10 protein-coding genes and 2 tRNA genes are annotated in these 11074 nt (G+C 47.3%); 3 read left to right on the forward strand and 9 right to left on the reverse strand.

The features are described from left to right. Positions 1-98: 98 nt before the first annotated feature. Positions 99-983 carry an HTH-type transcriptional activator IlvY gene (gene ilvY, locus MKR94_RS08320; protein WP_241646514.1) on the forward strand — a complete coding sequence of 295 codons (885 nt, stop codon included), beginning with the start codon at positions 99-101 and terminating at the stop codon, positions 981-983. Here ilvY and ilvA read toward each other — a convergent pair whose 3' ends face one another. The 6 genes from ilvA to ilvL form a co-directional block, all read right to left on the reverse strand. Then, positions 984-2531: a threonine ammonia-lyase, biosynthetic gene (gene ilvA / locus MKR94_RS08325; protein ID WP_241646497.1), complete on the reverse strand. Its 1548-nt coding sequence runs from the start codon at positions 2529-2531 to the stop codon at positions 984-986. A 4-nt stretch (positions 2532-2535) separates the two neighbouring features. Continuing rightward, a complete protein-coding gene (gene ilvD / locus MKR94_RS08330) occupies positions 2536-4386 on the reverse strand; it encodes a dihydroxy-acid dehydratase (protein WP_241646498.1) in 1851 nt (616 codons plus the stop codon). 62 nt (positions 4387-4448) lie between these two features. Next, positions 4449-5378: a branched-chain amino acid transaminase gene (locus tag MKR94_RS08335; RefSeq protein ID WP_241646499.1), complete on the reverse strand. Its 930-nt coding sequence runs from the start codon at positions 5376-5378 to the stop codon at positions 4449-4451. A 16-nt stretch (positions 5379-5394) separates the two neighbouring features. Further along, on the reverse strand, positions 5395-5652 hold the full coding sequence (ilvM, locus tag MKR94_RS08340) for an acetolactate synthase 2 small subunit (RefSeq protein WP_241646500.1): 258 nt from the start codon (positions 5650-5652) through the stop codon (positions 5395-5397). Further along, positions 5649-7295, reverse strand: a complete 1647-nt coding sequence (ilvG, locus tag MKR94_RS08345; RefSeq protein WP_241646501.1) for an acetolactate synthase 2 catalytic subunit — start codon at positions 7293-7295, stop codon at positions 5649-5651. Before ilvG ends, ilvM begins: the two co-directional genes overlap by 4 nt. A gap of 147 nt (positions 7296-7442) precedes the next feature. Then, positions 7443-7541 carry an ilv operon leader peptide gene (gene ilvL / locus MKR94_RS08350; protein WP_099824934.1) on the reverse strand — a complete coding sequence of 33 codons (99 nt, stop codon included), beginning with the start codon at positions 7539-7541 and terminating at the stop codon, positions 7443-7445. A gap of 273 nt (positions 7542-7814) precedes the next feature. On the opposite strand from ilvL, the gene MKR94_RS08355 reads away from it, so the two are divergent. Beyond that, on the forward strand, positions 7815-9326 hold the full coding sequence (locus tag MKR94_RS08355; protein ID WP_241646502.1) for a YifB family Mg chelatase-like AAA ATPase: 1512 nt from the start codon (positions 7815-7817) through the stop codon (positions 9324-9326). 29 nt (positions 9327-9355) lie between these two features. On the opposite strand, the gene MKR94_RS08360 is transcribed toward MKR94_RS08355, so the two are convergent. Continuing rightward, positions 9356-9694 carry a MaoP family protein gene (locus MKR94_RS08360; RefSeq protein WP_048912960.1) on the reverse strand — a complete coding sequence of 113 codons (339 nt, stop codon included), beginning with the start codon at positions 9692-9694 and terminating at the stop codon, positions 9356-9358. Between the two features lie 121 nt (positions 9695-9815). On the opposite strand from MKR94_RS08360, the gene hdfR reads away from it, so the two are divergent. Further along, a complete protein-coding gene (gene hdfR / locus MKR94_RS08365) occupies positions 9816-10640 on the forward strand; it encodes an HTH-type transcriptional regulator HdfR (protein ID WP_241646503.1) in 825 nt (274 codons plus the stop codon). A gap of 112 nt (positions 10641-10752) precedes the next feature. On the opposite strand, the gene MKR94_RS08370 is transcribed toward hdfR, so the two are convergent. Then, positions 10753-10828, reverse strand: a tRNA-Trp gene (locus tag MKR94_RS08370). Between the two features lie 7 nt (positions 10829-10835). Next, positions 10836-10912: transfer RNA gene (locus tag MKR94_RS08375), tRNA-Asp, on the reverse strand. Between the last annotated feature and the right edge of the window lie 162 nt (positions 10913-11074).

Consider the following 11074-nt stretch of genomic DNA (forward strand, 5'->3'; position numbering starts at 1 on the left):
CATTATAATCCCATCATATGACAGGAAATTCAGTGCTTAAATTGATATATTGACAATATTACATTGCATTTAACGCAACATTAAAAGGCATGACGATGATGGATTTACGCGATTTAAAACTGTTTCTCCATTTGGCTGAGTCTTGCCATTTCGGGCAGACATCCCGTGCAATGCATGTCAGCCCGTCTACACTCTCCCGACAGATCCAACGCTTAGAAGATGAGCTAGGTTATCCATTATTTCTGCGGGACAATCGCTCGGTCTCCCTCACTGAGGCGGGTGAGCAGTTAAAGGCCTTTGCCCAACAAACATTATTACAATATCAACAGATGAAGCATGCGATGGCGGTAGACAGCCCCTCTTTGAATGGGGAATTAAAAATTTTCTGTTCGGTCACTGCGGCTTATAGCCATTTACCGCCAATACTTGATCGATTCAGGGTCGCCCATCCGCAGGTGGAAATTAAATTATTCACGGGTGACCCAGCCGATGCGGTCGAGATAGTGAGCTCGGGTCATGCCGATGTGTCCATTGCAGGCAAGCCTCTTTCTCTGCCTGCCGGAATCGATTTTACGCCTCTAGCAACATTACCACTGGTGATGATCGCCCCTGCTCTACCTTGCCCTGTACGACAGTTAGCGATAAATCACGAGGCACGTAATTGGCACGAGATTCCTTTTATTATCCCTGAGCAGGGGCCGGTGAGACGCAGTATCGATCTGTGGTTCCGCCGACAACGAATGACTAATCCGATTATTTACGCTACCGTTTCAGGACATGAGGCGATTGTTTCCATGGTTGCATTAGGCTGTGGCGTGGCGCTACTTCCAGCGGTAGTGATCGAAAATAGTCCCGAGATGATCCGTAACCGGATCATGATGTTAGAGGGTGAAGATTTAGGTGCCCCTTTAGAACTAGGGATCTGTGTACAAAAACAGCGGCTACGAGAGCCGCTGATTGAGGCTTTTTGGAATCTTCTCTAGCTATTTCCCTGCTAAGAAAAATTTAAACGCCGGATTTTCGGTTTCGTCGTGATACGCATACCCCAAGGCATCGAGGTGGGGGTCGAAATCCGTTTCTCGCGGGTTTTGTTCGAACCCGGCTAAGACTCGCCCATAATCGGTGCCATGGCTGCGATAGTGAAACAATGAGATATTCCAATGCGTTCCAAGAGTCTCCAAAAACTTGAGTAATGCACCGGGGGACTCTGGAAATTCAAAACTAAAGAGACGTTCCTCTAAGGCTTTACTTGGACGCCCACCAACCATGTAGCGCAAATGCAACTTGGCCATTTCGTCATCGGAAAGATCAACGACTTGATAGCCATGATTCTGGAGCTGAGTAGCTATCTCTTTGCGCTCTTCATCGCCTCGCGTCAGTCTGACACCCACGAAAATACAGGCATTCCCTTCATCGGCATAACGGTAGTTGAATTCAGTGATTGAGCGCCCACCCAATGTTTGGCAAAAGGTCAGGAAACTCCCTTGCTGTTCTGGAATCGTCACCGCTAAGAGGGCTTCACGTTGTTCGCCCAATTCACAGCGTTCAGAAACATAGCGTAGACCATGGAAATTAACATTCGCCCCAGAGAGGACATGCGCTAAGCGTTCCCCCTCAATCCCATGCTGTTGAATGTACTTCTTCATTCCTGCTAGCGCTAACGCGCCAGAAGGCTCTGCTACCGCTCGCACATCTTCGAATAGATCTTTCATCGCAGCACAGATGGCGTCACTGTCGACCGTAACAATGTCGTCGATATATTGCTGACATAAACGGTAGGTTTCGTTACCAATACGCTTGACTGCAACGCCTTCCGCAAAGAGGCCTACGCGTGGTAGTTCGACAGGCTGCCCGGCTTCCAGTGCAGCGGCTAAGCAAGCGGAATCACTGGCTTCAACGGCAATCACTTTTATTTCAGGCATTAGCTGTTTGATTAAAACAGCCACCCCTGCAGCCAAGCCTCCTCCGCCCACCGGCACGAAAATACGGTCTAAGTGTGCATCCTGCTGAAGAAGTTCCATCCCTATAGTGCCCTGTCCAGCGATGACTGAAGGGTGGTCGAAGGGAGGAATAAAGGTCAGGCCGTGATCTGCTGCAAGCTCGATCGCTTTGGCTTTCGCCTCATCGAAGTTAGCACCGTGTAAAAGAGCTTCTCCGCCAAAAGCACGCACCGCATCCACTTTGATATCCGCTGTTGCCAGCGGCATCACTATCTTCGCCTTAATACCCAGTTTCGCGGCAGAAAGCGCCACACCTTGCGCATGGTTTCCTGCGGAGGCGGTTACCACACCACGAGATTTCTGCTCTTCACTAAGTCCCGCGATCATGGCATAAGCACCGCGCAGTTTGAAACTATGCACGGCCTGCCGGTCTTCACGCTTGACCAAGATGGTGTTACCTAAGCGCTCTGAAAGCTTATTCATCACTTGGAGCGGAGTGACCTGTGCAACATCGTACACAGGAGACCGCAGAATAGCGTGAAGATATTCGCCTGCTGACGGCTCAGCAGGCAAGGGTTTAACTGTCGCCATCGACTTATCCCCCAAGTTTACTCTTATCACGCACCGCACCTTGGTCAGCACTGGTGGCTAAAGATGCGTAGGCTCGTAATGCAAACGAGACTTCCCGCTCACGATTATTTGGTGTGTAAGCTTGCTCACCACGCTGAACTTGTGCGGCCTGGCGTTCGGCAAGTTCTGCATCGCTAATATCTAAGGTGATCCCACGCTGCGGAATATTTATCGAGATCATATCCCCTTCTTCCACCAGCGCGATAATCCCGCCACTCGCCGCTTCAGGTGAGACGTGACCGATTGAGAGTCCAGAAGTACCGCCAGAGAAACGACCGTCAGTGATTAAGGCACATTGTTTGCCCAATCCCATAGATTTTAAGTAGGTGGTTGGATAGAGCATTTCTTGCATACCCGGACCGCCCTTCGGACCTTCGTAGCGGATAACAACCACATCGCCGGCAACAACTTTACCGCCGAGTATCGCCTCAACTGCATCATCTTGGCTTTCGTAAACTTTAGCTGGGCCACGGAAGGTTAGAATGTCTTCATCTACACCCGCGGTTTTAACGATGCAACCTTTTTCAGCCAAGTTACCGTAAAGTACAGCCAGTCCACCATCTTGAGAGAAGGCATATTGTCGCTCACGGATACAGCCATTTTGGCGATCATCGTCAAGCGTATCCCAACGGCATGATTGCGAAAACGCTTTGGTGGTACGGATCCCCGCAGGCCCTGCACGGTACATGGTTTTGATCGCTTCGTCTTGAGTCAACATAATGTCGTACTGCGCTAAGGTCTCTTTCAATGTTGAGCCCAATACGTTAGGGACATCGGTTTTTAATAACCCGGCACGATCAAGCTCACCCAGGATACCGATAACCCCTCCAGCACGGTGGACATCTTCCATATGATATTTTTGGGTACTTGGCGCGACTTTACAAAGGTGTGGAACTTGACGAGATAAACGATCAATATCGGAAATATCGAAATCAATATCCCCTTCCTGTGCCGCAGCCAGTAAGTGTAATACGGTATTTGTTGAACCACCCATCGCGATATCCAACGTCATCGCATTTTCAAATGCTGCTTTTGAAGCAATATTACGAGGTAAAGCACTGGTATCGTCTTGTTCGTAATAACGCTTAGTCAGGCTAACAATACGTTTACCTGCATTGATAAATAATTGCTCACGATCGGCATGAGTCGCCAAAAGTGAACCATTACCGGGTTGTGAAAGACCTAAGGCTTCAGTCAAACAGTTCATTGAGTTGGCGGTGAACATTCCTGAGCATGAACCACAAGTTGGGCACGCTGAGCGCTCGATCTGTTCACTGTCGGCATCACTCACATTAGGGTTAGCACCTTGGATCATCGCATCAACCAAGTCGAGCTTGATGAGTTGATCGGATAGCTTCGTTTTACCGGCTTCCATTGGGCCACCCGATACAAAAATAACAGGAATATTTAGGCGCATTGAGGCCATTAACATCCCTGGGGTGATTTTGTCACAGTTTGAAATACAAACCATGGCATCCGCACAGTGAGCATTCACCATGTATTCAACAGAGTCAGCGATAAGTTCACGAGAAGGCAAGGAATAGAGCATTCCTCCATGACCCATGGCGATCCCATCATCGACGGCGATGGTGTTAAATTCTTTCGCTACACCGCCCGCCGCTTCAATCTGTTCCGCGACCAGTTTACCGAGATCCCGTAAATGAACATGACCGGGGACGAATTGAGTGAAGGAGTTAACAACGGCTATAATAGGTTTACCAAAATCATTGTCGGTCATTCCAGTTGCTCGCCATAAGGCACGAGCGCCAGCCATATTTCGGCCATGGGTGGTGGTTGCAGAACGGTACTTAGGCATGCTCAATCTACTCCAAATAACAGCAAAACGGGCATGTCATGCCCGTTATAAAATGAATAAGGTTACGCGTTGACCGGGTCTAACCAGCCCCATTTATCTTCTGTCTCACCAGTAAATAACCCGAAGAAAGCTTGTTGGATGCGCTCAGTCACTGGTCCACGTTTACCTGCGCCAACAGTGATACCATCCACGCTTCTCACCGGCGTAATTTCTGCGGCCGTACCAGACATAAAGACTTCATCAGCTAAGTAAAGTGACTCGCGAGAAAGCACTTGCTCACGCACTTCAATGCCCAGTGATTTTGCGAGAGTGATAATAGCGTCGCGAGTGATACCCGGTAACGCTGAAGAGGTGAAAGGTGGGGTAAATAAGACACCATCTTTAACTTCGAATAGGTTTTCACCTGCTCCTTCAGAAATATAACCTTGGGTGTCTAGGGCGATACCCTCTTGATAACCATGACGACGGGCTTCACTCCCTACTAGTAATGAGGATAGGTAATTCCCCCCCGCCTTCGCTGCAGTAGGCAGAGTATTGGGTGCAACACGGTTCCAAGAAGACACCATCGCATCGATACCTTGCTCCATCGCTTCTGCACCTAAGTAAGCGCCCCATGGGAAGGCTGCGATGATCACATCCATACTGAACCCTTCAGGCGGGTTTACACCCAAGCCAACATCACCAACAAATGCTAGGGGACGAATATAGGCGCTTTTCAGATCATTTTTACGGAGTACCTCACGGCATGCCGTCATCAATTCGTCGACAGACTGCGTGATAGGAAAACGATAAATTTTGGCGGAGTCGTGTAGGCGCTGCATATGTTCACGGTGGCGGAAAACCACTGGGCCTTTGTGCGAATCGTAGCACCGGACGCCTTCGAATACTGAGGTGCCGTAATGCAGGGAGTGAGACATAACGCTAATTTTAGCATCTTCCCATTTAACCATTTCGCCATTAAACCAAATGAATTCTGCTTTTTTTGTACTCATTGTCTGTCCTTTACGATTATGCACGTATTTGTTGTGTTTTATTTTTTATGACGTTCACGCTGTTCACGTCGATTAATTTAGTCAGCTGTGTCGAAAGTAACTCAATACCCCGGTGGCTGGCGACTATCATTTCGATATTAATCTGCTCAGGCCCCAGAGTTTGTGCCATTTGCATGGTTTTAATTTCAAATCCGCGATGGCGTACCACCCGTAAGATGCGTTCTAATACTTCAGGACGATGACTCGCGGCGATAGTGAGTTGATGCTGATTCATGCGCTTTTCTCCATCATATTAGTGTTACTCGCACCCGGTGGGACGAGAGGCCAAACATTTTCGTTTTCATCGATCTGAATATGTAAAAAATAAGCGGTCGGTGCATTTAAGAATTCATCCAGTGCAGCGTCGATCTCATCCTTTTTACTAATACTTCTGCCAGGGATATCAAAAGCACGAGCGAGCATCAAAAAGTCGGGATTATCGGTCAGCAATGTTTCGCTATAACGCTCTTCAAAGAACAGTTCTTGCCACTGACGTACCATGCCCAGTCGCTGGTTATCCAACAGAAGAATTTTTACCGGTAATTGCTTGCGCTTTATCGTCCCCAGCTCTTGAATATTCATCATGATCGACCCATCACCCGACACACAGATCACGGTATCTTCTGGGCGAGCCACTTGGGCACCAATCGCTGCAGGTAAGCCGAACCCCATGGTGCCAAGTCCGCTCGATGTAATGAAGTTTTCCGGCTGATTGAAGAACATATGTTGTGCCGCCCACATTTGGTGTTGGCCAACATCGGTCGTTACTACGGTACTGTGTGGCATTTTTTCAGAAAGCTTTTTGAGTAATGCTGGCGCAAAAATTGGTGCACCTGGGTGATCGTAATTAGGCGCAGTCGTCTTTTTTAGATCAGCTAGATGCTCAACCCAAGGAGCAATCGATACGGTTGTCGCCAACTGAGGTAATATCGCTGCAATGCTTCCCTGAAGGGTTACGTGCGCTCGACGTAATTTATTCAATTCTGCCGGGTCAATATCGATATGAATAACCGCAGCATGAGGAGCAAAAGTATCAAGCTTTCCAGTAACGCGATCGTCAAAACGCGCACCAATAGCAATCAGTAAGTCGCTTTCCTGTACCGCTAAATTTGCCGCTTTACTTCCATGCATACCCAGCATGCCTAGGTAGGTCGGTTCATCATGAGGTACAGTTCCCAATCCCTTCAACGTACTAACGGAAGGCAGGGAGGTGGTCGATAAAAAGGTTCTCAGTTCATCAACTGCATCAGCCATACCGACTCCACCGCCGACATAGACAATCGGTTTTAGTGCCTTATGAAGTAACTCTTTCGCAGCGTCGAGCGATCCTAAGAAAGAGACATTATCTTGAGCTACAGCGCTAAGAACAGGTTGAAAATCGGCAGCGCCCATTTGGATATCTTTGGGAATATCGACTAAGACAGGACCTGGACGGCCTGATTGGGCTATGGCAAAGGCATCGGCAAGAACTTGCGGTAACTCTTCAGCACTTTGCACCATAAAGCTGTGCTTAGTACAAGCCAGAGAAAGCCCTAGTACATCAATTTCTTGGAAGGCGTCAGTACCAATCACCGCCGAAGAGACTTGGCCTGTGATGGCGACAATTGGGACTGAATCCATCATGGCATCAGCCAGACCTGTAATAAGATTAGTCGCCCCCGGCCCCGACGTTGCGATACAGACACCTGTTTTCCCTGTCGCTCGGGCATAACCGATTGCTGCGACGACTGCCCCTTGCTCGTGTCGGCATAATAAATGTTCAACACCGCCGTCGTATAACGCATCGTACACTGGCATGATTGCACCACCAGGGTACCCAAATACCGTCTTAATTCCTTGCCCTTTCAGAGCATGAACTACCCACTGCGCTCCAGTCATCACTAAACCTCTGCCTTATTTGGGTTATACAGAATTTTATGCTAAAAACTCTGTTGCCTCAGATTTTATTATTTTGTTGTGTTTGGACCAAAAAAAAACCCCCGAACTTTTAAGTGCGGGGGTTTTCTTTAGATTACGACTTGATTTTTAAGCCTTTTCTCTTCCGAACGTAGCCCCGCAGGATGGGAGAATAATCACCACCACGCTAATGAGAATAAGGCTAATCACTCGTAAAAGGGCTTTCATAATCAGTTCAGATATTCGTCTTAATCGAATCAATACCTACAGAGTTATCATAGTTTTTAGATATGATGCAATGTTTTTTTGTCTTTGTGTAGAACAAGACTTTTTACGTATTCAGGTAACCTCATGATTACTATTAATTAAAAGAGATATCTCGCAAAAAAAATAAATACTTTGAAATTGTTACTTAATTTATCGATGCGTCTCGCAATAAAGAATCTGAATGTGAGAAGAACCTTCTATTTTTAAGCATACTTCGGTGAGGAGGAGAGGATCATGTCACTTGCAGAAGTTCGCACTCGTTATATCGTGGGTATAAACACCACACCAATCACGGTTGAGGTTGATATCAGCCAAGGCCTACCCGGATTTATCTTGATTGGGCTTTCAGATAGTACCGCACGTGGTATTAGAGCGCGTGTGCGGAGTGCTATGCTGAACAGTGGTTTCCATTTCCCCGCGAAGAAAATAACGCTAAGCCTAACCCCTGGCCCTCATCTCGGCGATACGGCTGGCTACGACTTACCCATAGCGCTTGCAATCCTTATCGCCTCAGGGCAGGTTCAGTTAAAGCGTCATGGCCACGTAGAATTTTATGCCGGATTATCACTCAATGGCTCGCTGACAGGTTGTAAAGGAGCGATTTCAGCTATGCTTGCGGCTGCCGATGCGAAACATCCAATTGTTGTCGCTCAACAACTCTTTTCACCGGAGTTAATTTTTGCTCCCGAAACCGTTTATTATGCCGAGAACCTTCGACAAGTATGCCGCTATCTGCAAGGTGAACCTATTTCGACGACGCGCACACTCAATAAACAAACTATTTGTCCTGAATCTCCTTTTATCGATATACAGTCTATCGTTGGGCTGTACCATGCTAAACGCGCCTTAGAAATCGCTGCCGCTGGCGGACACAGTCTATTAATGGTCGGCCCTCCTGGTAGCGGGAAAACGACTCTAGCGCGTTGCTTACCAAGCCTATTGCCCGAACTGACATCTGAAGAAAAGATCGCCATAGCACAAGTGAAAAATTTGTCTAAAAGCCACCTAGTGCAGCCGTTATCACGCCCTTTCCGAAACCCACACCATAGCATTACCACGGCAGGGTTGATTGGGAGCACTCACCCCGAAGCCCCCGGTGAGATTACACTCGCCCATCGCGGAGTACTTTTTCTGGATGAATTATTAGAATTCGATAAGAAAACTTTAGATGCTTTAAGGACTCCATTAGAACAAGGATATGTTCTCCTATCACGGGCTGGGGCAAAGATTATTTATCCCGCCTGTTTTCAATTAGTCGCAGCAACGAATCTTCCTTGCGGCTATGCGCTATCAGAACTTAAAGCTAAGAATGCTCGAAATGCTTTAGGAAAAAGCGTTGAGATACTTTCTGCCGCGCTTATAGACCGGTTTCAACTCTCTATAGCAGTTTCAACACCATTAGACGGTTCGACATCATTTCATAATGAATCCAGCCTAGCGATTAAGTCCCGAATTTGTACAGCGAGAACGCTTCAGAATAAACGACAAGGAAAAGAAAATGCACGGCTCAATTACCGCGAGATAAGTCTTTATTGCCAGCTAACGTTAGAGGATTGGGATTGGTTGAAAGAGAGTCTTCATCAACTATCGCTGTCTCATAGAGCTTTTCACCATATATTAAGAGTGGCGCGAACGATCGCCGACCTAAACGGTGAAGATGAGATAACGAAGGTAGCATTACAGGAAGCCTTAAGTTATCGATATACTGATCGTATTGTTAAACACCTCACTCAACTATACCAATAAAAAAAGGCCCACCTCGGTGAGCCCTTCTATTAATCGTCGCTATCACTGTAATCTTCAACCGTATCCATTTGTGGCTTACCGCCGGACAAAGTATGAAAGCGTTTAGGCCGCTTAATACGAGCCATATACTTAGACCAAACCTTCTCTGCTTCAGTCTCTGCAGGACGCTGTCCACGACATACTTCTACAAACTGTTTTTCTTCTTCATTAGACGGCTCACGCTTAGCGAGATCGAGCTCATTCATCGCGAAACCGTAACGTTCTAAAAATTGGGCTTCTTTAATCGTAAAGTCTCCATGGCGGGAGAATCCACGTGGGTAGTGCTTATTATCAAAAAAACGGTGGGTAGTTACAAAGCTTTCCGCCATATAACACGCTCCTGCTTCTATTAATAGCTGTGTGGTTCATGCCGCGGAGTATTAGTTAGGCTTGACAAAGTGTAAAACAAAAGATTTAAATTGATACGATAAATTTTTTTGGAGATGCACTTTGGACACCGAATTACTGAAAACTTTTTTGGAAGTCAGTCGTACACGACACTTTGGTCGTGCTGCAGAAGCGCTCTATCTCACACAATCGGCGGTGAGTTTTCGAATCAGACAGCTTGAGAATCAGCTAGGAGTCAGCTTATTCACCCGCCATCGCAATAATATCAGATTAACGACTGCAGGCGAGAAGCTAAGGCCTTACGCTGATGCACTGATGTCAACATGGGCCCAGGCGAAGAAAGACGTCGCATTGGCCTTACAACATCATGAGCTGTCTGTAGGGGCCAGCACAGCCTTATGGGAGGGTTATCTAACGAATTGGCTTAAATCCCTCTATTCAGAGTATGAAGAACTGCATATCGAAGCCAGGGTCGCACAGCGCCACTTACTCGTGAAACAGATACATGAGCGTCAACTAGACCTACTCATCACCACAGAAGCGCCGAAAATGGACGAATTGGCCAGTCAGCCTATTGGTTCCTTAACTTTAGCGTTATTCCGTTCAAAGAATAGTATTGAAGGCGAAAAAAGTCGCTATATCAAAGTCGAATGGGGTGCCGATTTCCAATACCATGATGAATATCTTGCCGAAATCGATGACTCATATCTTTTGACCACGACCTCTGCGAATATTGCGCGAGACTTACTTAGCTCGACTAATAGCTGCGCTTTTCTGCCTGACTACTGGGATGAACTTTATCCCGACCTTGTCAAAGTTGAAAATTCTCCGTTAATTCCGAGAACGCTTTATGCAGTGTGGTTACAAAATAGTGACCATCTCCAAGAATTAAAGCAGTTAATTGATATACCTGTCAGTAATAGTTAGGAACTAGGTGTTAGACGTCGAAAGGCGGATAACACCTTTTTGACGGAGATAGAGTGAAACGTAAATTTTAGGCAAAAAAAAATCCTTTACATAAGTAAAGGATTCTACTTTCTGGCAGGGGCGGAGGGACTCGAACCCCCAACACCCGGTTTTGGAGACCGGTGCTCTACCAATTGAACTACGCCCCTAAAAAGGTGGCGGAACGGACGGGGCTCGAACCCGCGACCCCCTGCGTGACAGGCAGGTATTCTAACCAACTGAACTACCGCTCCACCGATTCTGTCTCAAAGCAGCACTGCTGCTTTGCTTGTTTCTCCCGCACCGTGTCAAGGGTGTGGTCATGACCTATTGGTCTTAATTGGATGCCTGGCAGTTCCCTACTCTCGCATGGGGAGGCCCCACACTACCATCGGCGCTACGGCGTTTCACTTCTG

The sequence above is a fragment of the Rosenbergiella metrosideri genome (assembly GCF_022602565.1).
GTDB classification, from domain to species: domain Bacteria; phylum Pseudomonadota; class Gammaproteobacteria; order Enterobacterales; family Enterobacteriaceae; genus Rosenbergiella; species Rosenbergiella metrosideri.

What these genes read in the sequence shown, in the direction of transcription:
- ilvY (WP_241646514.1), top strand. Translation starts at nt 99, where the DNA reads ATGGATTTACGCGATTTAAAACTGTTTCTCCATTTGGCTGAGTCTTGC.
- ilvA (WP_241646497.1), bottom strand. Translation starts at nt 2,531, where the DNA reads ATGGCGACAGTTAAACCCTTGCCTGCTGAGCCGTCAGCAGGCGAATAT.
- ilvD (WP_241646498.1), bottom strand. Translation starts at nt 4,386, where the DNA reads ATGCCTAAGTACCGTTCTGCAACCACCACCCATGGCCGAAATATGGCT.
- MKR94_RS08335 (WP_241646499.1), bottom strand. Translation starts at nt 5,378, where the DNA reads ATGAGTACAAAAAAAGCAGAATTCATTTGGTTTAATGGCGAAATGGTT.
- ilvM (WP_241646500.1), bottom strand. Translation starts at nt 5,652, where the DNA reads ATGAATCAGCATCAACTCACTATCGCCGCGAGTCATCGTCCTGAAGTA.
- ilvG (WP_241646501.1), bottom strand. Translation starts at nt 7,295, where the DNA reads ATGACTGGAGCGCAGTGGGTAGTTCATGCTCTGAAAGGGCAAGGAATT.
- ilvL (WP_099824934.1), bottom strand. Translation starts at nt 7,541, where the DNA reads ATGAAAGCCCTTTTACGAGTGATTAGCCTTATTCTCATTAGCGTGGTG.
- MKR94_RS08355 (WP_241646502.1), top strand. Translation starts at nt 7,815, where the DNA reads ATGTCACTTGCAGAAGTTCGCACTCGTTATATCGTGGGTATAAACACC.
- MKR94_RS08360 (WP_048912960.1), bottom strand. Translation starts at nt 9,694, where the DNA reads ATGGCGGAAAGCTTTGTAACTACCCACCGTTTTTTTGATAATAAGCAC.